Consider the following 22734-nt stretch of genomic DNA (forward strand, 5'->3'; position numbering starts at 1 on the left):
GGGGAGAAGGGGGAATGAGAGGGCACGGCATGTCCCTTCTCCCCGGCGGGGAGAAGGTGGCGGCAGCCGGATGAGGGGGCCGCACCCACCAATCTAGGAGGAAAACACCAATGCCAAACCTCAAGGTAAAACCATCAGGCGCGCATGGCCGCGTCACGCATGTGACGCCCGAAAGCGCCGGCTGGACCTATGTCGGCTTCGACATGTACCGGCTGAAGCCGGGCGAAACGGCATCGGGCGAGACCGGCGAACGCGAGATCTGCCTCGTCTGGGTCACCGGCAAGGGCAAGGCTTCGGCCGGCACGAAGGATTTCGGCACGCTCGGCGAGCGCATGAGCCCCTTCGACGGCGCGCCGTATGCTCTCTATATTCCGATGGAATCGACCTGGTCTGTCACGGCCGAGACCGATCTGGAGCTTGCCGTCTGCTCTGCACCCGGCGGCGGAACCTATGAGGCGAAGGCCATTCCGCCCGGCACGCATGCCCCGCTGACACGCGGCAAGGGCACGAATGTGCGCCACGTCAACAATATCATGCCGGAAGACGATGCCTCGGCACACTCGCTGCTCGTCGTCGAGGTCATTACGCCTGGCGGCCACACCTCCTCCTATCCGCCGCACAAGCATGACCAGGACAATCTTCCGCATGAAAGCATGCTGGAAGAGACCTATTACCACCGCCTCAACCCGCCCCAGGGCTTCGGCTTCCAGCGCGTCTATACCGATGACCGCTCGCTCGACGAAGCGATGGTCGTGGAAGACGGCGATGTGACACTGGTGCCCAGGGGATATCACCCCTGCGCGGCAACGCACGGCTATGATCTCTATTATCTCAATGTCATGGCCGGGCCGAAGCGCATCTGGAAGTTCTACAATGCGCCGGAGCATGAGTGGCTGCTGAAGGCCTGATATGGCCGCAGATCGCTAAATAATCTGACAGCGGGCGAGCCGCGCAGATGGTTCAATCCTCTCATTCAAACGCAATGGATGGAGGAACACCATGCGCGGCTCAAGCCTTACACTCTACTCCCAGATGTCCCGACGGACGGGAACCAGGCAATCCCGGCTCTTTGCCAGTCTCATCAATGGTTTCCGATGGACGGCACGTAAGCTCGCCGAGCGGCGCAACCGCAGCGTTGTGATGGAGCTTTCAGACGATCAGCTGAAAGATATCGGCCTTTCCCGCGGCCAGATCGAAAGCGACGTGCATGTCAGCAGCTACTACTGGAACAACAAAGGATTGTGATAGGGTGCGGCGGGCAATGCTTGCTGCTCGAAGTTCCGGAAAGACCGATGTCGCAATTTTCGACCGAACTGCTCCTGAAGACCAACACCGTCACGATCCGTGACATTGTGTGCAATGGCGAGTGCCGCCACAAGAGCGGTGAGGAATGCGCCCATAAGACCAGCCTTGTCTATCCCTATCGTGGCGTCTTCATGCGCCATGTCGGGCGCACCGACACGGTGGCGGAAGCCAATCAGGTTCTGTTCTTCAATGTCGAGCAAGGCTATCGCATCAGCCACCCGGTCGACGGTGGCGATGCCTGCATTGACCTCTCGATAGACCAAACGCTGCTTGCCGAGCTTGCACCCAGGGATCAGGTGCAGGCTGGTGAGCTATTCGGTTTCAAACGCCAGCGCCGGCGCATCGATCCGCGCGCGCAGGCGCTTGTTGCGCTTCTTCGCCATGGGCTGCATCGGGGTGTTGCCGAGACGCTGGAGGCGGAAACACTGGCGCTCACGCTCGTACGCCGGTCTCTTGGCGAGCGCACCTCGCATGCAGCGGGTGCCAGCGTCGGTCGACAGAAGCTTGTCGACCGGGCGAAGCTCGTTCTGTCTTCCGATCTTGCGCGGCGCTGGACGCTCGCCGAAATCGCCACCGAGGTCGGTGTTTCGCCTGTTTATCTCACGCAGGTTTTCCAGCAGGTGGAGGCGACGCCGCTTTACCGCTACCAGCTCCGGCTCCGGCTTGCCCGCGCGCTCGATCTTCTTGGCGAGTATGAGGATCTGACGGCGCTCGGCCTCGATCTCGGCTTTTCCAGCCACAGCCATTTCACCTCATCCTTCCGTCAGACCTATGGCCAGACACCGGCGGAGTTCCAGCGCGCGACACGGCTTCGGGCGTAAAGTCGCTAAAGAATTCGACAGCGGCGAGAGAGCCTTCGATGGTCTTATGACCCTGCCCCAGACGGGGACCGAAACGGAGGACCATCCCATGAAGAAGACGACATGCGCCGCCTGCGACTGTGAACTCGGACCTGACGCGATCAGCGTCAAGCTCGGCGGCAAGACCGTCGAGGTCTGCTGCGAGGAATGCGCGCAGGCGCTCGGGGAGGCGGAGGCTGCTACGGCATCCATACCCGCAGCCAGCAAGGATTGAAAACCAAGGCCGCGCCTGACAGGCGCGGCCTTGTTGGCTTACGCGGGCAACAATCCATAGCGCCAGCCGAGCCGCTTGGCATTCCGCGTAAGGACGGCAAAGGCCAACAGAAACATGCAGGCCTCGGCAAAGACTGGCACCATCCAGATGCCCATTTCACCAAAGGCATGCGGCAGCAGGAACGTCAGCGGCAGCGTGAAGAGATAGGCCCGCGACAGGCCGAAGATCGCAGCACGCCTGGCATCGCCGATCGCCTGGAAATAACCCGACAGCACGATTATCTGGCCGAACAGGAAATAGGCGCCGACCGTCCATGGCAGGATGCGCGAGACCTCGGCGATGACGACGGGGTCGGCGACGAAGATATTGCCGAGGCGGGTGGCCAGCAGCTCCACCGTGATCTCGACACCGGTGCAGTAGACGAGTGCGGCGATCAGGGCGATCTGCAGGCTGCGGCCGACGCGTTCTCCAAGGCCGGCACCGTAATTGTTGCCGCAGATCGTCTGGAAGGCGATGTTGAGGCCAAGCAGCGGCAGGTAGGCGACGGTCACGACGCGGGTGATGATGCCATAGGCACCGACGGTTGCGACATAATCCCCTTCGCTCCAGATCGATAGGTTGAAGATGACGGCTGCCGAGCAGAGCGAGATGCCGATGAAGCCGAGGCTCATCGGCACACCAAGTGCGAGGATCGGCCGCCAGTCGGCAAGCGGGAAGCGTGTCGCCGGACGCAGGGCGCGCTCGTTGCGCCAGCGATAGATCAGCACGGCGACCAGGCAGATTGCCTGTGCGAGCACCGAGCCGAGAGCCGAACCCGCGACACCCCATCCAAGGATCGCCATGAAGAACCAGTTCGCGGCAATGTTCAGCGCTGTCGCGGCCAGCATCACCATGGTCATGAAGCCGATCCGGCCTTCGCTGCGCAGGGCGTCGATGTTGAGCGACAGGAAGAAGGCAATGGGTGCTGCGCCGACCATGATGGCGATGAAGGTCCGGGCATTTCCGGCAACGGCGAGATCGCCCGCCGCGGCATTGTCGACGATCCGCCAGCCGACCGTCCAATAGATGACGTTGACGACAAGCACGACGACGATTGCCAGAACGTGGGCGGCAGCGAAGGTGCGTCGCGCGGCATCGCGATTGCCGCCACCGAGTTCGCGGGCAAGGATGCTCGTCATGCCATTCGAGACGAGCGACTGCAGAGCGACGAGCATCATCAGGCCGGGAAAGATGAGCGTTACGGCGGAGAGTGCCCCGGCGCCGACATAGGCGCCGAGGAAATAGGCGTCCACCACGGCAAAGAGGCCGTTGATGGTGGTGATGAGGATGATCGGCAGCGCCGTGCGGGCAAAGACTGATGGCAGCGGGCCGGTCAGGAAGGCATTGGCTTCTGAACGTGAGGTCATGGACGGAATCCGGGTGTTACGGGCAGCAACAAGGCGATCAGATATCGAGAACGAGATGCGGCAGACCGTTGGAGGTCTTGCGCGGCGAGACGCCGTTCTCGTCGATCTGGGCATGGATGCGCTGGCGGAAGGCCGAGAAGCTCTCGAAGGTCACGACATCGACGGGCTCGTCGAAATGGATGGTGATCCTGTAGAACTCGCTGCCTGCTACGGCCGAAAGCGCCAGAACCTTGCCGGTGAAAGGCTGGTTCAGATAACGCCCGCGAATATGGGCGCCGACGAAGATCGGCGAGGCGGGCTTATCGTTGGGCTTGGCAGCGAGGGCCGAGAGCGTGTTCCAGTCGCGGGCGCCATATTGGCGGGCGATCAATTCCAGAGCGGCGGCATGGGTGATCTCGCTGCCGCGCTCGGTCATGGCCTGGCGCAGGCGCTTTGCCTGGGCCTTGAGTTCGTCGACCGTGGGATAGGTCATAGTCATGGGTTCAGCCTTTCAAAAGGCATGCCATTCGACTGTCAGGGGGGCTCGCATTGCCATCAGTCAGCATGCACTCGGGCTGTGACCATGATCGCGAGGGCTTCACCATGGATCTTCATCCGCGAGCGGCCGGTGCCTCGAACCGGCTTCTCTATGCGCGACGCCAGGCCGCAAGTCAATGGCGGTACAAAAATGGTGAAAAACTGGGCAGATTCTGGACAGTCTTGCCCGTGATAAATGCGTTTTGTCATTCAATTTTGCACAAGGTTTCAATTTTAAAGATGTTGTTCAGCAGATGTGAGCAATCCTGCGTTAAAGTCTGATCATACAACAAGCGGAGGCTGATATGGCCTTTCAGATGCAGCTCGACACGGAACATCCCAAGCCGGAACAGGCTTACAGGGAATTCAATCTCGACCGGCCCGGCAACATCATTTTCGTCGGCCACCACTTGAGCACCGGCACGCAGGTCCGCTGCCTGATCCGTACCATCACGCTCGCCGGCGCGCTGCTGGAAGTCAGCCCGAGCCTGGAAATGCCGCAGCATTTCTTCTTGGAGATCCTTGGCATCCATGACGAGATCGGCTCGACCGTGGTCAAGCGCGAAGGCGAGTTCGTGACCATCAGCTTCAACATGCTGCTGAACCCCGAATTCCTGCATCATGTGCTGCGGCTAAGTTTCGAAACCAGCCTCTGATTTCCGACCTCCGATCCGCATAGGAAAACGCGAGCCTTGCGACCCGCGTTTCGAAGAGCGATGGCTTTCGGCGATCACGCGGCGAGATGCCGCTCGATCTGATCGACGGGAAGATTGGTATAGTCCTTCACCACTTCGGCTGAAATCGCCGCCTGCGCATCGACACTCAGGTTGGGACGCAGCATGCCGAGCGCCCGCGGGGGTGCTACGAGAATGATGCGGCTCGCCTCCTTCTCATGCACGAGCTCATCGAGCTTGTCGGCCACCTCCTTCAGGAACTCCTCTTCCGCCTGGTCCTGCCAGTCGGTTTCCTCCATGGCGCTGCCGCTCAGGCCATCGGGCGCATAGGATCGGCCTGGCTTGTCGGTACCGATTTCGCGGGTCGGCTGGTTGGGTTGCGTCAGGGTTTCGCGAACCTGAAGATTCATCAGTTGCGCGTCACCGGCATTCTGCAGGATCAGGGCTTTCGCCCCATCGCACACGACAACCCAGGATTCCCAGGGAACTTTGACATCTGTCATTTGAGTTTTCCTCGCTTTGATGATTGGAGGCGACGCGTCGCTAAAGGAAAAACGCCGGACAATTGAAAGAGTTCGGAAGATCCCGCGGAAAGAGAGTCACGGGTGATCCAAGGGTCAAAGTCGATCGGCACGACGCTTCTCTATGGTGCCATTTTAGGATTCGCCGCCTACAGCACCTATGAGATTCACTGCGCAGTGAGATTGCTTGCTCGAGCGACGACAGGTTTATTCCCAAGAGGGCACAATAGCTGTGCCGCTAACGCACAAATTTCAAACTCGTTAAAATTGTAGTTTTATATTTGACGAATGTGAAAAACATTCGTGTGAGCCTCTCCGTCGAACAGCCCGAAATTTGAACTGCCCCAAATTTTGAACTGCCTGACGGAGAATGCGAAATGGAAATGCTCCGCGCAACGCACCTCGCCACGGTGAAGTCGGCTGTCTACGATATTCGCTGGGAGGAGTTCAACGTCAAACGACCGGCCCGTATCGTCGCCGTTCGCCCCTGTCTGACCGGGATTTCGATGCGCAGCGCCGAAATTCTCGACATTTCCCAGGGCGGCGCGACCTTCGTCGTGTCGACCACGGCCGGCCTGCCCAAACACTATTACCTGAACATCCTGGGGCTTGCCTACCGCATCGGCTGTGCCGAAGTCTATCGCCATCATGAACGCATCGGCGTTCGCTTCATCAACCTCATCGATCCGGATGTTCTACGCAAGGTAGTGCGTGCCGACTTCATGATCGGCAATACGGAAGCGATCGACGCGCGCCGCAACGGCAACCGCGTCTGAGCCGTCACGAACGAGAAATAATCTTGCTTGCCTTGGCAAAGCGAGGGCCTATTGTTGCGCGGCTTTTTCAATAATTCCGGGAAATTGCCGTCGCATGTCTGCCTTCTCGCGCTTCACGCCGCTTGCCAGCGCCCTGCCCTCCACCGTCCCCTTCGTCGGCCCCGAGGCCATCGAGCGCCAGCGCGGCCTGAAGGTCGAAGCGCGCATCGGCGCCAATGAAAACGGCTTCGGCCCGGCTCCCTCGGTCATTGCCGCCATGCGGGAACAGGCCGGCGATATCTGGAAATACAACGATCCGGAAAACTACGCGTTGCGCGAAGCGCTCGCCGCCCATCTCGGCGTGACGCCGGCCAACATCGCCATCGGCGGCGGCATCGACGAATTGCTCGGACAGATCGTGCGTCTGGTGATCGAGCCCGGCGGCACCGTCGTCACCTCGCTCGGCGCCTATCCCACCTTCAATTTCCATGTGAACGGTTTCGGCGGCCGTCTGGTCACCGTTCCCTATGCCGGCGACCGCGAGGATCTCGACGCGCTGCTCGACGCGGTCAAGCGCGAGAATGCCCCGCTCGTCTATTTCGCCAATCCCGATAATCCTATGGGAAGCTGGTGGGGTGCCCAAGAGATCGTCGCCTTTGCCCGCGCCCTGCCGGAAACCTGCCTGATGATCCTCGACGAAGCCTATAGCGAAACCGGCCCGGCCACCGCGCTGCCGTCGATCCAATCGCTCATCGACCTGCCGAATATCGTGCGCACCCGCACCTTCTCCAAGGCCTATGGGCTTGCCGGCGCCCGCGTCGGCTATGCCATTTCCACACCGGGCACGGCGCAGGCCTTCGACAAGATCCGCAACCATTTCGGCATGAATCGGCTGGCGACGGTCGCAGCCCTCGCAGCCCTTAAGGATCAGGCCTATCTGTCCGAGGTGATCGGGAAAATCCACGCCGCGCGCGACAGGATTGCCGATATTGCCAGGGCGAACGGCCTGCAGCCGCTGGTATCAGCCACCAATTTCGTGGCAGTCGATGCCGGGCGCGACGGTCCTCATGCGCGGGCCATCGTCGACGGGCTGATGGAACACGGCGTGTTCATCCGCATGCCGGGCGTGGCACCGCTCAACCGCTGCATCCGTGTGAGTGTTGGACCGGAGGCCGATATGGCGCGGCTCGAAGCAGCCTTGCCGTTGGTCCTGAAGACATTGAGCTGAAACAGGTAAACCGCGGCCGGCAGAGGACAAGCCGGTCGCGGTTTCCTTCTCCTGGCATCGGCCCCGTCCAAGGCGCCCCGCCAGCTCCCCTCTTTTGAGGTTGTTATTTTGCTCTTGTCGATTTGTTCCCGGATGGACGGTTTTTAGTGGATCGTCATCCATTCGCGGGCGGCGCGCAGCGCCTCAGCAAGCTGCATCTTGCTCATCGCCGCGGCGACATCGGCGCGCAGCTCGGCTGCGCGGTCGTTGCCCTTGATCGCGGCAATATTCAGCCACTTGTGAGCGGCGATGAGGTCGATATTGCAGCCTCGGCCGGTCGCATACATCAGACCCATTTCGCAGAAGACATCGGCGCTGTTGTTGTCGCCACCCATGGTGGCCATTTCAGCATTGTGCATTTCAAAGCGTGCCATCGGTTCTATCCCTGTTTAGCCTGTTAAGACGTACCCTGTTTTACCTTTGGGCCTCGCCATCTTCTGCGGCTTGCGGCCTCTCCGGTCCGGCGGGTTTGCCCCGCTCGTTTGATGGGTTCACTATGCCGAACGGCCTTCAAAAAACGCCTAAAATGCATGATTAATTTGACGCAAACAAAGTGCAAATGCTTGGTAAAATTGGATTTTTGTTAAACATCGGAATCCCTGGGAATTAAGGATTTTCGCTCGCCTTTTACGAAAAATTAGGAATTGGAAATTGAGGAACTGTTTACCGTGAAATCAGCATCGATCAGGCGATCAGCAGAAAAACCTGAAGGCGAAAGCCGGATTTCAGGCGCTCCGGCAGCGTATTTACCTTTACGTTCGCGTCAGTTATTTTCGCGCCAATCAGCTTCATGGAGGAAAAGATGATCCGTACCCTCGTTCTCGCCAGTGCGCTGGCACTTACGGCAGGCCTTGCGCTGGCGGAAGAACCGATCGTCGGCAAGTGGAAGACGGTCGCCGGCGATACGGCAGTGATTGCCCCTTGCGGCGGTGGATACTGCATCACGCTCAAGTCGGGCAAATATGCCGGCAAGAAGATCGGCATGCTGGCGGGCACCGGCGACAGTTACAATGGTGAGATCACCGATCCCTCCAATGACAAGACCTATAGCGGCTTTGGCAACATTTCCGGCAGCTCTCTGAAGCTGAAGGGCTGCGTGATGAACGTCCTCTGCAAAACGCAGACATGGACTCGCCTTTGAGGGGACTCGCCTTTGAGGGGACCCGTCTCCGAGACCCTTAGCCGGCCTCAGAAACTGAACGCAAAATGAACCGCCGTCTCAGCACCCGTTCAGCCGCATCATGGCAAAACAGCACCATGAAGGGCGCATATCGGGGTAAGGACGTGGACGTGTTCATTCTGGCGAGACGGTTTACAATCATAACGCTCTTTGCGGCGATCTTCGCGATCTCGTTTTCGGCGGTGGTCGTGCGCACGGGCGGCGGCGGGGCACAGCAGTCGCATTTCGGCGCGAACTATACGTGCCTGGAAAGCCGCGGCGGTTACTGCACCGCCATCCGCTGAGAGTTGGAAAGATATTGGGGAAAATATCTGGGTTTCAGCCTTTGCGCGTCGTTTGCTTGTTAAAAACGACTCTCTATAATGCCTCATGAGCAAACGAATCTATCCACTGTCCGCTTTCGACATTTCGTCCCCTCCCCCTTTCGAGCCGCAAGCCTTCGATGATCCGGCAAAAGCCGTCGAAGCTTTGACTGCACTCTACGAACGCAACACCTCTTTCCTGATCGACAGCTTCACGAAGCTCGCCCAGGGTGCGCCGGTCACGTCCCGCTACCGCGCTTTCTACCCGCAAGTCAGTATCGAGACGACGAGCTTCGGTCATGTCGACTCCCGCCTCTCCTACGGCCATGTGACGGCACCGGGCGTCTATACGACGACGGTGACGCGGCCGAAGCTCTTCAAGCATTACCTTAGGGAGCAGCTGCTGCTCCTGATGAAGAGCCATAACGTGCCTGTCGTCGTCTCGGAATCCTCGACGCCGATCCCGCTGCATTTCGCATTCGGCGAAGGCGCGCATGTGGAAGCATCGGCAACGGCTTTCGTTGATACTCCGCTGCGCGATCTCTTCGACACGCCCGACCTCAACACGACGGATGACGAGATCGCCAACGGCGAATACCTGCCGCCTCCGGGCGAGCCCTCGCCGCTTGCGCCTTTCACCGCACAGCGCATAGACTATTCGCTCGCCCGCCTTTCGCACTATACGGCGACCGGTGCCGAGCACTTCCAGAACTTCGTGCTGTTTACGAACTACCAGTTCTACGTCGACGAATTCTGCTCCTGGGCGCGCAAGCTGATGGCTGAGGGCGGCGACGGCTACACCGCCTTCGTGGAGCCCGGCAATATCGTCACGCTGGCAGGATCGAGCGTTCCGGAAACGGATGCCGTGCTTTCTCGCCTGCCGCAGATGCCGGCCTATCACCTCAAGAAGAAGGGCCATGCCGGGATCACCATGATCAATATCGGCGTCGGTCCTTCCAACGCCAAGACGATCACCGACCATGTGGCCGTGCTTCGCCCGCATGCCTGGCTGATGCTTGGCCATTGCGCGGGACTGCGCAACAGCCAGCGCCTCGGCGATTATGTTCTGGCGCATGCCTATATGCGCGAAGACCATGTGCTGGACGACGACCTGCCGGTCTGGGTGCCGATCCCGGCCCTTGCCGAAGTGCAGGTGGCGCTCGAGGGGGCCGTTGCCGAGATCACCGGCTACGAAGGCTTCGAGCTGAAGCGCATCATGCGCACCGGCACGGTCGGCACCATCGATAACCGCAACTGGGAACTGCGCGACCAAGCAGGCCCGGTAAAGCGACTGTCGCAGGCCCGCGCCATCGCGCTCGACATGGAATCGGCGACGATCGCTGCCAATGGTTTCCGCTTCCGCGTGCCCTATGGAACGCTGCTCTGCGTGTCCGACAAGCCGCTGCACGGCGAGCTGAAACTGCCGGGCATGGCGACCGCCTTCTACCGCACGCAGGTGAACCAGCACCTGCAGATCGGCATCAGGGCAATCCAGAAACTCGCCGCCATGCCACCGGAAGCGCTGCATTCACGCAAGCTGCGCAGCTTCTTCGAGACGGCGTTTCAGTAAGATATCAGGCGTGGCCCGGCCTTGTCCGCCGGGCCACACACTGTTCTCAAGCGCTTGCGGCAAGCTGCAGCGCTGCGATCAGGCCTGCAAACGCCGCCAGCGCAATCCCGGTCCTGACCAGCATCCTTATCACCTCGGCATTCTCAAGCGGCGGCATCTCGCGTGCGCCGCGTGTGATGATCAGATGTGCTATTCCGAATTCAAGCATGCTCATTGCTCCATCTCCTCGATGTTGTCGATGGAGCTTTGTCGAGCGCTGCCCCGGCCTTTCGACATTCAGGCCGCTTAAAAGATATTTTTCTTCCCTGTCGAAAAACGCCTAGGCTGTTCGTCTCTAAGCATCGGCCCGAAAATCGAGATAGATTTTCGGAAAGCCCGATGCGTAGATTCAAAGATTTAGAGCGTCCTTTGTGCGTCCGAATGGATGCACGGCGCTCTAAGGGCTGTGAAACCACAGCGTGGAGGACAAGGGATGAAATATCTTTGCCAGGTCTGGTTCGACGGCACGGTGCTGTCGGCCATGTCGACGGAAGAAAAGAAAAAGCTCGACCGGGATTCGCTCGCCTATGACCGCGATCTTGCCGACAGCGGTCATATGATCATTGCCCAGGCGCTGCAGTCGCCGCAATCGGCGGTCACGGTCCGGGTGCGCGGCGGCGAGATGTCGGTCACCGACGGCCCCTTCATCGAGACGAAGGAAGCGCTCGGCGGCTTCATCCTGATCGACGCCAAGGACCTCAACGACGCGATCCGTGTTGCCGCCGGCATTCCGCTGGCAAAGCTCGGCGCGATCGAGGTTCGCCCCATCCATGAATTCGGCTGAGGAGGTGATGTCATGAAGTTTCTGGGCCAGATCTGGTTCGATACCGAAAAGAGCAAACGGGTCACCCCAGAAGAGTGGGAAGCCGTCACGCAGGAATGCATCGTCAGCGACGACCACTGGCGCGACAGCGGCCATATGTTGAGCGCGCTGGCGCTCTATGAGCCGGAGCAGGCTGTGACGCTCAGGGTTCGCAACGGCACCATCGCTGCAACGGATGGTCCTTTCGCAGAGATCAAGGAACATCTCGGCGGCTTCGTCGTGATCGAGGCCAGGGATATGGCGGAAGCACAGTCGATCATTTCCACCTTCCCGATCCTCAAATATGCATCAATCGAAATCCGCCCCGGCTATTCGATCAAGGATGGGAGATAGCCATGCGCTTCGTCTGCCTCATCTATAATGCCGCCGATATGGACGGCACACTCAGCCAGGCCGAGGGCGACGAACTCGTGAGGGCACATTTCCAATATGACGAGGAGCTTCAGCGCAAAGGCATCATGATCCATTCCGATGCATTGGAAGGCCCCGACAGCGCCTCTGTGTTGAGGGTGCGCGATGGCATTCTGTCTTCGACCGACGGCCCCTATGTCGAGACCAAGGAACATCTGGCCGGCATTTACATCATCGAGGCGGCCGATCTCGAAGAGGCGCGCAAGGTCGTTGCGGGCATTCCGAGCGTCCGGGTCGGGGCGATCGAATTGCGGCCGGTGAGACTGCTCACCCTGCCACAGTGAGGGTCGGCCCATGAGACAGGTGATCGAGGATATCTACCGGCAGCATTCGCGCCGGGTTCTGGCGACGCTGATCCGCCTGCTCGGCGATTTCGACCGGGCGGAGGAAGCGCTGCACGATGCCTTTGCGGCGGCGGCACGGACATGGCCGGTCGACGGCATGCCCAACAATCCCGTTGCCTGGCTCGTCTCGACCGGCCGCTTCAAGGCGATCGACCATCTGAGGAGACGAGCGCGCTTCAACGCCTCGCTGCGGCATATCGAGGACGGGCTCTACCCTGACGGCACGGAAACGGAGATCGGCGACATGGAACCGATCGAGGACGACATGCTGCGGCTGATCTTCATCTGCTGCCATCCGGCTCTTGCCGCCGATGCGCAGATGGCGATGGCGCTGCGCGAGGTCTGCGGACTGACGACGGAAGAGATCGCCCATGCCTTCCTCGTACCGGCGCCGACGGTCGCACAACGGATCGTGCGTGCCAAGAACCGGATCAGGACGGAAAAAATCCCTTATGAAGTGCCCGTCGGAGCCGAACTGCCCGAAAGGCTCGACCGGGTACTGCATGTCATCTACCTCGTCTTCAACGAGGGCTACTCGGCATCCTCGGGCAGCGCCATCGTGCGCGCCGACCTGACGGCAGAGGCGATCCGGCTGGCGCGGCTGCTTGCCGCCTTGCTGCCGCATCCGGATGTCGCCGGCCTGCTGTCATTGCTCCTGCTGCAGGAGTCGCGGCGCGCTGCCCGGCAGGATGGTGACGGCGCGCTGGTGCTGCTTGCCGATCAGGATCGCTCGCTCTGGGACCGGGCAAGAATATCAGAGGGGCTGTCGCTGCTTGCAAGCGCCATGCGCACGCCTGATATCGGCATCTATACGGTTCAGGCGGCAATCGCGGCGGAACACGCGAAGACCGGAAGCATCGAGGAAACGGACTGGCGGCGCATCGCCTTCTACTACGACCTGCTGATTGCCGCCCATCCCTCTGATATTGCGGAGCTCAACCGCGCGGTGGCGATTGCCATGGCCGATGGGCCGGAGAAAGGACTGGCCCTCGTCGATGCCGTCATGGGCAAGGGGGACCTAACGTCCTATCATCTCGCCCATTCGGCGCGGGCGGATTTCCTGCGCCGGCTCGGACGCAGGGCCGAGGCGATTGCGGCTTACGAGACGGCGCTGACACTCTGCCGGCAGGAGCCGGAACGGGCCTTTCTGCGCAAGCGCATCTCGGAGCTTACAGCATCGTCTTGAGGCGCGGTCAGGCCTTGCGGCGGCCGAGCGGCAGCGAGATGGCGGTGCCTGTCAGGGCGGAAACGATGATGAGCAGATGCGCGCTGACGCTTGCCTGCGCCAGCGCGTCCAGGGCCGACCGTTCGCTCGATGCTCCGAAGGCGATGGCACCGGCGGTGATGCCGGCCGGATAGGTGCCGACGCCGCCCGGCGCATGCACCGGCAGGACCGAGGAAAGCTCGCCGCCGAGCGCGCCGCCGAAACTCGCGGCCATCGGCAGCACGCCCATCAGACCGAGCGCCCAGGCGAGCACGAGCACCTTCACCAGCCAGTTGACGATGGTCATCGCCCAGGCGCGGGCAAAAGCAACGGCATCGAAAGGCAGTCCGTTCTCGATTTCATGAAGCAGCGTCTGCGCCTTGCGCGGCAGCAGTTTCGCCCCGAGGCGCAGCAGCGGCTTGCGGGCAGCAAAAGCAAAGACCGGCAGGAACAGGAAGAGTACCCAGACCAACCAGGCGAGCGCGGCATTGGAGGCGGCGGCCGCAACGCCGAGGCCCGCGGCGGCCAGCAGCGCATGCAGGTCCAATAGCCGCATAACCAGCAGGGCGGAGGTGCCGCGCGTCAGGGGAATGCCGAATTCCGTGCGCATCAGCACCGGAAAGCTGGTCTCGCCGGCGCGGAAGGGCAGCATGATGTTCAAAAGGTTATGGATCTGGGTGACGCGGAAGAGGGCCGCGAAACGGCCTGCCGTCTCCCGTGGAAAATAATCGTAGATGCGCCATGTACGAAGGAAATAGGTGCTGGTCAGGAGTATCAGCGCGCCGATGACGGGCCGTGGACCGACGGCAGCCCATTGCTGCAATATGACAGACCAGCCCCAGAACCATTCGATGAAAAGTGCATAGGCTGCGACGATTGCGACCGTCAGAAGGGTCATGCGATTGCGCAGAAACCAGGATTGCCCGCTTTCAACACTCGGGGTCTTCATGTATCAGGCTTCCTAAGTTTGGCTGCGGCGGCTGGTTTTCATCGGTCTTCCATTGCCGCGCCTTTTAGGAGAAATGAAAGTTGCAGACAACGGTAGAGTCCATTCGCGGTGCGAATGATCAGATACAACCGCTCGAGCTGTCGCTGGTCGTTCCTGTTTTCAACGAGGAAGAAAGCATCGGCCCGCTCGTCGAGCGCATTGCCGCGGCCATGGCAGACTATCCGCTTCGTTGGGAACTGATCCTCGTCGACGACGGCAGCACGGACGCAACGCTCGTCAATGCCCGCAAGTTCGTCAATCGCGAGGGGCTGACGCTGCGTATCGTCGAGCTGCAGCGCAATTTCGGCCAGACGGCCGCCATGCAGGCCGGCATCGATACGGCGCAGGGCCGGCTGATCGCCACCATGGACGGCGACCTGCAGAACGACCCGAAGGATATTCCCTCGATGGTTTCGGAGCTGGAACGGCGTGAACTCGACCTGCTCGTCGGCTGGCGCAAGAACCGCCAGGACGGTCTGCTGCTGCGCAAGATTCCCTCCTGGTGCGCAAACTACCTCATCGGCCGTATCACCGGCGTCAAGCTGCACGACTACGGCTGCAGCCTGAAGATCTACCGTGCCTCGATCATCAAGCAGGTGAAGCTGATGGGCGAGATGCACCGCTTCATCCCGGCCTGGGTTGCCGGCGTGGTGCCGAGCTCGCGCATCGGCGAAATGGCCGTTACCCATCACGCACGCCAGCACGGCACCTCGAAATACGGCATCTCACGCACTTTCCGCGTGATCCTCGACCTGCTGTCGGTGATGTTCTTCATGCGCTACAAGGCGCGTCCGGGCCATTTCTTCGGCTCGCTCGGCCTCGGCCTCGGCGGCCTCGCTGCGCTGATCCTCATCTATCTCGGCTTCGACAAGTTCATCATGGGCAACGATATCGGCACGCGACCGATGCTGATGGTCGGCGTCGTGCTGCTGCTCTCATCGGTGCAGATGATCACGACCGGCATTCTGGCGGAAATGATCGCGCGGACCTATTATCGCGACGACGCCTCGCCGAATTATATCGTGCGCCAGATCTTCTCCCGAGAAAGCTGACGTGAAGAGCCTTTTCAGCCGCCGGCCCAATCTGATCCTGGCGGTGCTTGGAACCTATTTTCTGCTCCACCTGATCGTGCGGCTCAGCATTCCCAATGCGCTGGAGTTGGACGAGGCGGAGCAGATATTGCTCTCGCAGTGGTTCGCCTTCGGCTATAATTCGCAGCCGCCCTTCTACAACTGGGTGCAGTACGGCGTAACATCGCTCATCGGCGTGTCGCTGTTTTCGCTGTCGCTCCTCAAATGCACCATGCTGTTCCTGTCCTATGTCTTCTACTGGCTGGCGGCGCGGCTGACGTTGAAGAACAGCAGCCTGGTGGTGATGACGACGCTCGGCCTGCTCACCATGCCGCAGATCGTCTTCGAGGCGCAGCGGGACCTGACCCATTCGGTGGCGACGATCTTTGCCGGTTCGCTGTTCCTCTACGGCTTTTTCCGCACGCTGAAGACACCCTCGGCCATCTCCTATGCCATCGTCGGCATTGCGACCGGCATCGGCATCATATCGAAGTATAATTTCGCGCTTCTTCCGGCCGCGGCATTCGTCGCTGCGCTGATCGATACCGATTTCCGCAAGCGCTTGCTCGACTGGCGGCTGATACTGACCATCGTGATTTCGATCGCCATCGTCACGCCGCACGCAATCTGGTTCCTGCAGCATTTCGACCTTGCCGTCGATCGTACGCTGCACAAGATGACCGGTGACGAGAAAAGCTTTCTGGCGCAGGTATCGACCGGCTTTTTCCGCTTCATCTCCGCAATGGTCGGCATCGCCGGCGTCTCCGTCGTCATCTTTCTGGCGCTCTTTGCCAAATCGCTGCGGGCAATGTGGCGCGCGTCCAGCCGCTGGACACGAATTGCCGGGCGCATCCTGCTGATAGAGATCGGCGCCATTGCGCTGATGATCCTGCTTGCAGGCGTCGACAATGTCGCCGACCGATGGCTGACGCCACTCTTCCTCATCCTGCCGCTCTATATCTGCATGAAAGCCGAGAGCGCCGAAGTCGACTCCGCAGCACCCTTGCGTGCATCGCTGGCGGTGAGCGGCGTGATCATGGGCATCGTGCTGGCCGTGCTCGCCATGCGCGCCTATTACGGCCCGCTCTTCGGCAAATATCAGCGGCTGAACATCCCCTATAGCAGCTTCGCCGAGACGATCCGCAAGGAAATCGGCGGCGAACCGGGGCTGATCGTCGGTTACGACCCGCATCTCGACGGCAATATGCGGCTGCAAATGCCTGACACCCCGGTGCAGTCCTATTTCTATCCGGACTTCAAGCCGGCGTTCCAGCTGGATGCAAAACATCCCGTCGTCTTCGTCTGGCGCGACGACAAGGGCAGGACGCCGCCGGCCTGGCCGAATGATTATTTTGGGGATGTGCTGGCGCAGACCGGCTTGAAGCAGCCGGAAACGCATGTCGTCACCCTGCCCTATATCTATGGCCGACCGGGTGACACCTATCAGTTCGCCTACGCGGTGGCTTATCCGTAGACCACTTTCGTTTTTCTTCGAATCACGAAAGTGCTCTATCTGCTTGTTTTTACGCAATTCCGGACGCAAAACCGCTGCACACTTTTGCTGGAATTGCTCTAGCGTGCGAATGCGTCGAAAGGATTGACCTCTGTGAGTTGGCGCACTGTGTCCCTGCTCGCGCCCGCGATCTGAAGCATTGGCAGAAGGCTCTCGACAAGGTGCGTATAAGGCCTCGGGGCTCCGCCACCCGGTTGCGCCGGATCATACCAGCCGAGATCGTGGCTTATCAAAAGCCGCTTGCCCAATCCTGCTTCAAGGGCGTCCATTATCAGCGCGACCACGTCTTCATCCGGTGCCCTGCCGGCATGGTCGTATTCGATCCACGCGCCGCGTTCCACCAGTGCCTTGTGAAGCTGGAAGTCCTTTTCCTCCTGGGTATGAATGGATATGAACCGCTCGGCTGCGCAACCTTCTGACTGAAGGATGTCCAGCTGCTCCATCACGACCCTTCCCCGGATCGTGTGCGAGCCGATGATCGCACCGGTTCGCACGGATGCTCTTGCGGCTGCGCGCAGGATGCGGGCCTCCAATGGCGTAATGCCATCGTCGCCGGCGCTCAGTTTTATCCATCCGGCGAGCACGCCGGTATCTTCGATGCCCTCGGTAAGTTCAGCCACCATCCATTGTTCGAGATCGACTTCGCTGGCTTGTGCTACCCACCTGGGTATCCATGGTTCGCGATAGTTGCCGGTCGGCACGACGATCGGAAAGTTGGCCGCCTTCGATACGGCAAGATCAATATCTGCGCGTCTTCCAACGCCCCCTGTCGTGCACTCGACGAGCAGTGAAATGCCTTGTCTTCTGATTGCCTCTATTTGTGGGACCATCAGCGCCACGACATCGTCTACATCAGCCTTGGCGTAGCCGGGCTGGTCGGGGGTTCGGAGATCGACAAACACATGCTCGTGCGGAAGAATCATGCCGAGTTCTTCGCGGCGTTTTGGTCCCAGAGTGGTGTAAATCTGCTTCATTGGTCGAGATTCCCCCAAATGATCGACGTTCAATGACGGCAGGGCTTCCGCCGTCGCATCGTCGCTAGCCACGCAGCTCCTTCCAGGCGGCATCCAGAGCGAGCTTGGCGATGCGCGCCATCTCGTCGACCTCCTCGTGACTGATGACGAGCGGCGGTGAGGCCAGCATACGGTCGCCGGTGGCGCGCAGCACGAGGCCGTTTGCGAGAGCGTGATTGCGCACCAGCGCGCCGATCGGATCGGGCTTTTCGAAGCGGGTGCGGGTTTTCTTGTCGGCGGCAAGCTGCAGGCCGCCCATCAGGCCAACGCTTTGCGCCTCGCCGACGAGATCGTGCTCGGCAAGCGCACCCCACTTCTTCGCGAAATAGGGGCCGATATCGTCACGCACGCGCTCGACCAGCTTCTCCTCCTCGATGATGCGCAGGTTTTCGAGCGCGGCGGCAGCGCAGACCGGGTGGCCGGAATAGGTGAAGCCATGGTTGAAATCGCCGACCTCGTTGATCAGCACGTCCGCAATGCGATCGCTGACGAGCACGCCGCCGATCGGCAGGTAACCCGAGGATAGCCCCTTGGCGATCGGAGCAAAATCCGGCTCGACGCCGAAATATTGATGACCGAACCATTCGCCGAGGCGACCGAAGCCGCAGATGACTTCATCGGTCACCAGCAGGATGTTGCGCGCCTTGCAGATGCGGTCGATCTCCGGCCAGTAGGTCTCCGGCGGAATGATGACACCGGCCGCACCCTGGATCGGCTCGGCCACGAAGGCTGCGACATTCTCCTCGCCCAACTCATCGATCTTGGCGTCGAGCTCGCGGGCAACCTTCAGGCCGAATTCGGCAGGCGAGAGATCGCCACCCTCGCCATACCAATAGGGCTGGCCGATATGGACGATGCCAGGGATCGGCAGGTCGCCCTGCTCGTGCATGTATTTCATGCCGCCGAGGCTGGCGCCGGCGACCGTCGAGCCGTGATAGCCGTTGCGCCGTGCAATGACCGTCTTCTTCGAGGGCTTGCCGACGGCTGCCCAATAGACTCGCGCCATGCGGAACCAGGTGTCGTTGGCCTCCGAGCCGGAGCCGGTGAAGAAGATGTGGTTGAAGCGCTGGCCGGCCTTCGACGTCACCTTCTGAGCCAGCAGCGTGGTCGGCGGCGAGGTCGTGCCGAAGAAGGTGTTGTAATAGGGAAGCTCGTTCATCTGGCGCGCCACGGCATCGGCGATTTCCTTGCGGCCGTAACCGATATTGACGCACCAGAGGCCGGCGAAGCCATCGAGATACTTTTTGCCGTGGCTATCGAAGATATGCACGCCCTCGCCGCGCTGGATGATGCGCGTGCCGTCGGCATTCAGCTTCTTCATGTCGGAGAAGGGATGCAGGTGATGGGCGGCATCGATCGCGGCGAGGTTCGACAGCGGATAAGTATCGGACATGATTGGACCTTCGGATTGAAAGGCTTTCGGTGATGGTTTACGACCTTGGCCTTCTGCGAGAGGATTTTCAAGGTCATGGCGAGCAACGGCAAACAGGCTGGAGAGGGCGATCCGCGTTTCGAGATCCTGGTTGTCGGTATGAATGGCGATCTGCGCGGCAAGCAACTGCCGCTTTCGGCCGAAAAGAAGGTCTGGGCCGGCGACATCCGCCTGCCGACCTCCACGCAGTCGCTCGATATATGGGGCGACGACAACGACGACATCACTGGCCTGTCGCTGACGATCGGCGACCCCGACGGCAATGTCATTCCCGATGAGCGCAGCCTGACGCCGATGCCCTGGGCGCCCGAGGGATCGAGGCAGGTGCTTGCCACGATGCACGAATTCGACGGCAGCCGCAGCTTCATGGATCCGCGCGGCATTCTCGCTTCCGTGCTTGAACGCTATGCCGAGCGCGGGCTGACGCCTGTGGTGGCGACCGAGCTGGAATTCTATCTGGTCGAGGAGAACTGGCGCGAGACGGGCATTCCCTCCCCGCCTGCAAGCCTTACCTATCGCGGCGATCCGAACGGTTTCCAGCTCTACGACATGAGCGCGGTCGATGCGCTCGACAGCTATCTCCAGACGCTGCGCGCCTATGCCAAGGCGATGAACCTGCCGGCGGAGGCGACGACGGCGGAGTTCGGCCCCGGCCAGTTCGAGGTGAACCTGTTGCACCGGCCCGATGCGCTGGCTGCGGCTGACGACTGCCTCTACCTGAAGCGGATTGCCGAGCAGGCGGCGCGCAAGCACGGGCTGAAATCGACCTGCATGGCCAAACCCTATTCGGACCATGCCGGATCAGGGCTGCATGTGCATGCGAGCATCATCGACAGGGATGGCAACAATATCCTCGATGCGAAGGGCAGCGAACCCAGGCTTTTGAAATCGGTGACCGCGGGCCTGCTGCAGACCATGCAGGAGGCGCAGCTCATCTTCGCTCCCTTTGCCAACTCCTATCGCCGCTTCCAGCCGGGTTCCTTCGCGCCGACCGACCTTACCTGGGGCAGCGGGCATCGCGGCACGGCAATCCGCATTCCTGACAGCAACGGGCCGGCGGCGCGCATCGAGCATCGCGTGGCGGGTGCGGATGCCAATCCCTATCTGCTGCTGGCGGCCATTCTCGGCGGCATGCTGCTCGGCGTCGACGGAGATCTCGATCCGGGCGAGGAAACGACACCCGCCTACACACCACCGGGCGTGAAGCGTCTAACGCATGATTTCCTGACGGCGGTCGAGACCTTCCGGCAGTCGGCCTTCATCGCCAATATCTTCGGTGACAAGTATCGGAAGTTGTATGGCGATACGAAGCACAAGGAAGCAATAGCGTACCTGCGCACTGTATCGGATTTCGACTATCGCACCTATCTGGCGCGCCTCTAGTTAATAGAGCCCGTCACATAACTTTCACTTCAACGCTTTTCTTAACCCTGTTGGCATTATCGATGATCTATACTCGAAATCGGTAATATATGCCCGATATCAGCATTCTCAATAAACCGGCAACGGGGCCGGATTGGATGACGTGTTGAAAGGGATCGGTTTGATGAACCGCATCACTCTTGAGGGAAAGCTGCTGTTTGCGACCGTCATCGTGGCGTTTCTGACCCTCATTCTGACAGCCAGCGCTCTCATTCCGACTTATGAAAGCTACCGCTCGACCAATGACAATCTGCTGGCTGTCGAGCGCTTCCGCCAGGTTCTGGAAGCGGCGAGCCGCATGTCGGCGGAACGCGGACCGGCCAACGACATCATGGCGATCGAGCCAAATAGCAGCGCGCCCGCAACAGAGCGTTTGAAGGTCTTCCGGCGCATCAGCGATCTCTCGCTCGAGGCGCTCGATGAGCCGCCCGAAATCGATGTATCCTCCTCCCTCCCCGATCTCCAGGCGGCGCTCGCCGAGACACGAGCGCAGCTTCGCAGGGCTCGCCAAACCGTCGACCGCGTTGCCGCAACACCGCTCGCCGACCGCGACCCAGACGATGTGCAGAACGCCATCCGCGAAATGATCGAGGTGATCGAAACATTCCAGCATGTCGTGGACTGGCACATAGCCGCCTTCACCACCCAGCGATCGGAACTGACTGCACCATTCCTGACAGGGCGGATGATCAGCGACATGCGTGAATATGGCGGCCGGGCTGCCTCGCAGATCATGGGTCCGATTGCCACGCGCCAGCCCCTGCGCGACAGTCATATCACCGATGCAAGCCGCACCATTGGCCGGCTTCTCGAGCTGCGCAAGCTGATGCAGGGCCAGAAAATCGTCAGCGATCGCGATGCGCTGTCCCAGCAGCTCATGAAGGATGTCGATACGATCTTTTTCGGATCTGGCCTCGAACTTGTTAAGATATTGATCGAGCAAGGCAAGATCTCGGGGGACTATTCGGTTTCCGCCGTTGACCTGACGCGCGACTACGTTCCGACGCTGCAGCCGCTCGAACGGCTGCGTACGGTCTTTCTCGACGATGTGGTGAAGCGCTACAGGACCCAGCATTACGCCGCCTCCTATCGCCTGGCGGTTATCGCTATGATCACGGCCTCCGCTCTTGCGGTGCTGTTTACGCTCTTCCGCTCCATCCGCCTTCACATACTCGGTCCGCTGCTGACGGCACGACGCCAGATCATCGCGCTCGCAGACGGCAGTCCCGTGACCGACATGGAGACGATCTCCAAGGCACCGGAGATGCGCAGCCTGTTCGAGGCGCTGGAATTGCTGCGCGGCAAGCTTGACGAACGGGCCGAATATGAAGCGCGGCTGAAGATGCAGGCCGAAAAGGACGGGCTGACCGGTGTCTGGAACCGCCGGGCGCTGGAAGGCTTCGGCAATGCCCCTTCGGAGCGCGGGGAAGATGTCTGCCTGATGCTGATCGATATCGATCACTTCAAGGCGGTGAACGACACCTATGGCCATCTGACGGGCGATGCCGTGCTCATCGAAATCGCCACCCTGCTGCAGGGCGCGATGCGCTCGACTGACATCGTCGCGCGCTATGGCGGCGAGGAATTCGCCGTTCTCGTTTCCACATCGGATCTTTCGAACACCCTGGATTTTGCCGAAGAACTTCGCAGCCGCATTCAGGCGCATGTCATCCGTGACGCTGAAACCGGTATTGATCTCTCTATCACCGTCAGCGTCGGCGTCGCCTCCGGCGCGTGCGGTGCAAGCGGGTGGCGCCAACTCATCGCATCGGCCGACGAGGCGCTTTACTGCGCCAAGAAGAAAGGACGCAATCGCACCTGTGTATTCGGCGACGAGGCGGACCGGGATATCGTCGAAAGCGCTCTCATTCCTTTCAGGGCCAGGCGTGCCGCTTCGCTCTGAGC

General features: G+C 60.6%; 26 protein-coding genes. 18 read left to right on the forward strand and 8 right to left on the reverse strand.

Annotated features, from left to right (window positions below):
- Positions 1-110: 110 nt before the first annotated feature.
- The 4 genes from iolB (at position 111) to FHT82_RS13175 (ending at position 2379) form a co-directional block, all read left to right on the forward strand.
- Complete coding sequence (iolB, locus tag FHT82_RS13160; protein WP_183730830.1) at positions 111-908, forward strand: 5-deoxy-glucuronate isomerase; 798 nt, start codon at positions 111-113, stop codon at positions 906-908.
- Positions 909-1032: 124 nt separating this feature from the next.
- Positions 1033-1245 (forward strand): DUF1127 domain-containing protein, encoded by a 213-nt coding sequence (locus FHT82_RS13165; RefSeq protein ID WP_246698132.1) that lies wholly within the window; start codon positions 1033-1035, stop codon positions 1243-1245.
- A gap of 47 nt (positions 1246-1292) precedes the next feature.
- Positions 1293-2126 (forward strand): helix-turn-helix domain-containing protein, encoded by an 834-nt coding sequence (locus tag FHT82_RS13170; protein ID WP_183730836.1) that lies wholly within the window; start codon positions 1293-1295, stop codon positions 2124-2126.
- A gap of 88 nt (positions 2127-2214) precedes the next feature.
- Positions 2215-2379 (forward strand): hypothetical protein, encoded by a 165-nt coding sequence (locus tag FHT82_RS13175; protein WP_183730839.1) that lies wholly within the window; start codon positions 2215-2217, stop codon positions 2377-2379.
- A 38-nt stretch (positions 2380-2417) separates the two neighbouring features.
- Here FHT82_RS13175 and FHT82_RS13180 read toward each other — a convergent pair whose 3' ends face one another.
- Together FHT82_RS13180 and FHT82_RS13185 are read right to left on the reverse strand one after the other, a co-directional pair.
- Positions 2418-3785, reverse strand: coding sequence for an MATE family efflux transporter (locus FHT82_RS13180; protein WP_183730841.1), 1368 nt, complete (start codon positions 3783-3785; stop codon positions 2418-2420).
- Positions 3786-3822: 37 nt separating this feature from the next.
- Positions 3823-4263, reverse strand: a complete 441-nt coding sequence (locus tag FHT82_RS13185) for a glyoxalase superfamily protein (protein WP_183730844.1) — start codon at positions 4261-4263, stop codon at positions 3823-3825.
- Positions 4264-4618: 355 nt separating this feature from the next.
- Between FHT82_RS13185 and FHT82_RS13190 the strand changes: the two genes are divergently transcribed.
- Positions 4619-4957 carry a hypothetical protein gene (locus tag FHT82_RS13190; RefSeq protein WP_183731035.1) on the forward strand — a complete coding sequence of 113 codons (339 nt, stop codon included), beginning with the start codon at positions 4619-4621 and terminating at the stop codon, positions 4955-4957.
- A gap of 74 nt (positions 4958-5031) precedes the next feature.
- Here the strand turns inward: FHT82_RS13190 and FHT82_RS13195 are convergent, their stop codons facing one another.
- The gene (locus tag FHT82_RS13195) at positions 5032-5478 is read right to left on the reverse strand and encodes a host attachment family protein (protein ID WP_183730847.1); all 447 of its coding nucleotides are present in this window, start codon (positions 5476-5478) and stop codon (positions 5032-5034) included.
- 395 nt (positions 5479-5873) lie between these two features.
- On the opposite strand from FHT82_RS13195, the gene FHT82_RS13200 reads away from it, so the two are divergent.
- Complete coding sequence (locus tag FHT82_RS13200) at positions 5874-6272, forward strand: PilZ domain-containing protein (protein WP_183730850.1); 399 nt, start codon at positions 5874-5876, stop codon at positions 6270-6272.
- Positions 6273-6366: 94 nt separating this feature from the next.
- Positions 6367-7479 (forward strand): pyridoxal phosphate-dependent aminotransferase, encoded by a 1113-nt coding sequence (locus FHT82_RS13205; protein WP_183730853.1) that lies wholly within the window; start codon positions 6367-6369, stop codon positions 7477-7479.
- A 143-nt stretch (positions 7480-7622) separates the two neighbouring features.
- On the opposite strand, the gene FHT82_RS13210 is transcribed toward FHT82_RS13205, so the two are convergent.
- Positions 7623-7892, reverse strand: a complete 270-nt coding sequence (locus FHT82_RS13210; RefSeq protein ID WP_183730856.1) for a sel1 repeat family protein — start codon at positions 7890-7892, stop codon at positions 7623-7625.
- A gap of 428 nt (positions 7893-8320) precedes the next feature.
- Here FHT82_RS13210 and FHT82_RS13215 point away from each other — a divergent pair, with 428 nt between their 5' ends.
- From FHT82_RS13215 to FHT82_RS13225, 3 genes are all read left to right on the forward strand, one after another.
- Positions 8321-8659: a DUF2147 domain-containing protein gene (locus FHT82_RS13215; protein WP_183730859.1), complete on the forward strand. Its 339-nt coding sequence runs from the start codon at positions 8321-8323 to the stop codon at positions 8657-8659.
- A gap of 143 nt (positions 8660-8802) precedes the next feature.
- On the forward strand, positions 8803-8982 hold the full coding sequence (locus FHT82_RS13220; RefSeq protein ID WP_183730862.1) for a hypothetical protein: 180 nt from the start codon (positions 8803-8805) through the stop codon (positions 8980-8982).
- Between the two features lie 85 nt (positions 8983-9067).
- Complete coding sequence (locus FHT82_RS13225) at positions 9068-10570, forward strand: AMP nucleosidase (RefSeq protein WP_183730865.1); 1503 nt, start codon at positions 9068-9070, stop codon at positions 10568-10570.
- 46 nt (positions 10571-10616) lie between these two features.
- On the opposite strand, the gene FHT82_RS13230 is transcribed toward FHT82_RS13225, so the two are convergent.
- The gene (locus tag FHT82_RS13230) at positions 10617-10784 is read right to left on the reverse strand and encodes a hypothetical protein (RefSeq protein ID WP_183730868.1); all 168 of its coding nucleotides are present in this window, start codon (positions 10782-10784) and stop codon (positions 10617-10619) included.
- Between the two features lie 258 nt (positions 10785-11042).
- On the opposite strand from FHT82_RS13230, the gene FHT82_RS13235 reads away from it, so the two are divergent.
- Genes FHT82_RS13235 through FHT82_RS13250 form a run of 4 tightly spaced genes read left to right on the forward strand, consistent with a single transcriptional unit; the run spans position 11043 to position 13373 of the window.
- On the forward strand, positions 11043-11393 hold the full coding sequence (locus FHT82_RS13235; RefSeq protein WP_183730871.1) for a YciI family protein: 351 nt from the start codon (positions 11043-11045) through the stop codon (positions 11391-11393).
- Positions 11394-11405: 12 nt separating this feature from the next.
- Positions 11406-11765: a YciI family protein gene (locus FHT82_RS13240; RefSeq protein ID WP_183730874.1), complete on the forward strand. Its 360-nt coding sequence runs from the start codon at positions 11406-11408 to the stop codon at positions 11763-11765.
- Between the two features lie 2 nt (positions 11766-11767).
- The gene (locus FHT82_RS13245; protein WP_183730877.1) at positions 11768-12127 is read left to right on the forward strand and encodes a YciI family protein; all 360 of its coding nucleotides are present in this window, start codon (positions 11768-11770) and stop codon (positions 12125-12127) included.
- A gap of 10 nt (positions 12128-12137) precedes the next feature.
- Positions 12138-13373, forward strand: a complete 1236-nt coding sequence (locus FHT82_RS13250; RefSeq protein WP_183730881.1) for an RNA polymerase sigma factor — start codon at positions 12138-12140, stop codon at positions 13371-13373.
- Between the two features lie 7 nt (positions 13374-13380).
- Here FHT82_RS13250 and FHT82_RS13255 read toward each other — a convergent pair whose 3' ends face one another.
- The gene (locus FHT82_RS13255) at positions 13381-14340 is read right to left on the reverse strand and encodes a lysylphosphatidylglycerol synthase domain-containing protein (RefSeq protein WP_183730884.1); all 960 of its coding nucleotides are present in this window, start codon (positions 14338-14340) and stop codon (positions 13381-13383) included.
- An 80-nt stretch (positions 14341-14420) separates the two neighbouring features.
- On the opposite strand from FHT82_RS13255, the gene FHT82_RS13260 reads away from it, so the two are divergent.
- Together FHT82_RS13260 and FHT82_RS13265 are read left to right on the forward strand one after the other, a co-directional pair.
- Positions 14421-15431, forward strand: a complete 1011-nt coding sequence (locus tag FHT82_RS13260; RefSeq protein WP_183730886.1) for a glycosyltransferase family 2 protein — start codon at positions 14421-14423, stop codon at positions 15429-15431.
- 1 nt (position 15432) lies between these two features.
- A complete protein-coding gene (locus FHT82_RS13265) occupies positions 15433-16923 on the forward strand; it encodes a glycosyltransferase family 39 protein (RefSeq protein ID WP_183730889.1) in 1491 nt (496 codons plus the stop codon).
- 98 nt (positions 16924-17021) lie between these two features.
- Here FHT82_RS13265 and FHT82_RS13270 read toward each other — a convergent pair whose 3' ends face one another.
- The gene (locus FHT82_RS13270; RefSeq protein WP_183731038.1) at positions 17022-17936 is read right to left on the reverse strand and encodes an esterase; all 915 of its coding nucleotides are present in this window, start codon (positions 17934-17936) and stop codon (positions 17022-17024) included.
- A gap of 64 nt (positions 17937-18000) precedes the next feature.
- Entirely contained in the window at positions 18001-19368 is a 1368-nt protein-coding gene (locus FHT82_RS13275) for an aspartate aminotransferase family protein (RefSeq protein ID WP_183730892.1), read from the reverse strand.
- A 75-nt stretch (positions 19369-19443) separates the two neighbouring features.
- On the opposite strand from FHT82_RS13275, the gene FHT82_RS13280 reads away from it, so the two are divergent.
- Together FHT82_RS13280 and FHT82_RS13285 are read left to right on the forward strand one after the other, a co-directional pair.
- A complete protein-coding gene (locus FHT82_RS13280) occupies positions 19444-20790 on the forward strand; it encodes a glutamine synthetase family protein (RefSeq protein ID WP_183730894.1) in 1347 nt (448 codons plus the stop codon).
- A 163-nt stretch (positions 20791-20953) separates the two neighbouring features.
- Positions 20954-22732 carry a diguanylate cyclase gene (locus FHT82_RS13285; RefSeq protein ID WP_183730897.1) on the forward strand — a complete coding sequence of 593 codons (1779 nt, stop codon included), beginning with the start codon at positions 20954-20956 and terminating at the stop codon, positions 22730-22732.
- Positions 22733-22734: the final 2 nt, after the last annotated feature.

The sequence above is a fragment of the Rhizobium sp. BK275 genome (genome assembly GCF_014193555.1).
Lineage (GTDB): Bacteria > Pseudomonadota > Alphaproteobacteria > Rhizobiales > Rhizobiaceae > Rhizobium.

What these genes read in the sequence shown, in the direction of transcription:
- iolB (WP_183730830.1), top strand. Translation starts at nt 111, where the DNA reads ATGCCAAACCTCAAGGTAAAACCATCAGGCGCGCATGGCCGCGTCACG.
- FHT82_RS13165 (WP_246698132.1), top strand. Translation starts at nt 1,033, where the DNA reads ATGTCCCGACGGACGGGAACCAGGCAATCCCGGCTCTTTGCCAGTCTC.
- FHT82_RS13170 (WP_183730836.1), top strand. Translation starts at nt 1,293, where the DNA reads ATGTCGCAATTTTCGACCGAACTGCTCCTGAAGACCAACACCGTCACG.
- FHT82_RS13175 (WP_183730839.1), top strand. Translation starts at nt 2,215, where the DNA reads ATGAAGAAGACGACATGCGCCGCCTGCGACTGTGAACTCGGACCTGAC.
- FHT82_RS13180 (WP_183730841.1), bottom strand. Translation starts at nt 3,785, where the DNA reads ATGACCTCACGTTCAGAAGCCAATGCCTTCCTGACCGGCCCGCTGCCA.
- FHT82_RS13185 (WP_183730844.1), bottom strand. Translation starts at nt 4,263, where the DNA reads ATGACTATGACCTATCCCACGGTCGACGAACTCAAGGCCCAGGCAAAG.
- FHT82_RS13190 (WP_183731035.1), top strand. Translation starts at nt 4,619, where the DNA reads ATGCAGCTCGACACGGAACATCCCAAGCCGGAACAGGCTTACAGGGAA.
- FHT82_RS13195 (WP_183730847.1), bottom strand. Translation starts at nt 5,478, where the DNA reads ATGACAGATGTCAAAGTTCCCTGGGAATCCTGGGTTGTCGTGTGCGAT.
- FHT82_RS13200 (WP_183730850.1), top strand. Translation starts at nt 5,874, where the DNA reads ATGGAAATGCTCCGCGCAACGCACCTCGCCACGGTGAAGTCGGCTGTC.
- FHT82_RS13205 (WP_183730853.1), top strand. Translation starts at nt 6,367, where the DNA reads ATGTCTGCCTTCTCGCGCTTCACGCCGCTTGCCAGCGCCCTGCCCTCC.
- FHT82_RS13210 (WP_183730856.1), bottom strand. Translation starts at nt 7,892, where the DNA reads ATGGCACGCTTTGAAATGCACAATGCTGAAATGGCCACCATGGGTGGC.
- FHT82_RS13215 (WP_183730859.1), top strand. Translation starts at nt 8,321, where the DNA reads ATGATCCGTACCCTCGTTCTCGCCAGTGCGCTGGCACTTACGGCAGGC.
- FHT82_RS13225 (WP_183730865.1), top strand. Translation starts at nt 9,068, where the DNA reads ATGAGCAAACGAATCTATCCACTGTCCGCTTTCGACATTTCGTCCCCT.
- FHT82_RS13230 (WP_183730868.1), bottom strand. Translation starts at nt 10,784, where the DNA reads ATGAGCATGCTTGAATTCGGAATAGCACATCTGATCATCACACGCGGC.
- FHT82_RS13235 (WP_183730871.1), top strand. Translation starts at nt 11,043, where the DNA reads ATGAAATATCTTTGCCAGGTCTGGTTCGACGGCACGGTGCTGTCGGCC.
- FHT82_RS13240 (WP_183730874.1), top strand. Translation starts at nt 11,406, where the DNA reads ATGAAGTTTCTGGGCCAGATCTGGTTCGATACCGAAAAGAGCAAACGG.
- FHT82_RS13245 (WP_183730877.1), top strand. Translation starts at nt 11,768, where the DNA reads ATGCGCTTCGTCTGCCTCATCTATAATGCCGCCGATATGGACGGCACA.
- FHT82_RS13250 (WP_183730881.1), top strand. Translation starts at nt 12,138, where the DNA reads ATGAGACAGGTGATCGAGGATATCTACCGGCAGCATTCGCGCCGGGTT.
- FHT82_RS13255 (WP_183730884.1), bottom strand. Translation starts at nt 14,340, where the DNA reads ATGAAGACCCCGAGTGTTGAAAGCGGGCAATCCTGGTTTCTGCGCAAT.
- FHT82_RS13270 (WP_183731038.1), bottom strand. Translation starts at nt 17,936, where the DNA reads ATGAAGCAGATTTACACCACTCTGGGACCAAAACGCCGCGAAGAACTC.
- FHT82_RS13275 (WP_183730892.1), bottom strand. Translation starts at nt 19,368, where the DNA reads ATGTCCGATACTTATCCGCTGTCGAACCTCGCCGCGATCGATGCCGCC.
- FHT82_RS13280 (WP_183730894.1), top strand. Translation starts at nt 19,444, where the DNA reads ATGGCGAGCAACGGCAAACAGGCTGGAGAGGGCGATCCGCGTTTCGAG.
- FHT82_RS13285 (WP_183730897.1), top strand. Translation starts at nt 20,954, where the DNA reads ATGAACCGCATCACTCTTGAGGGAAAGCTGCTGTTTGCGACCGTCATC.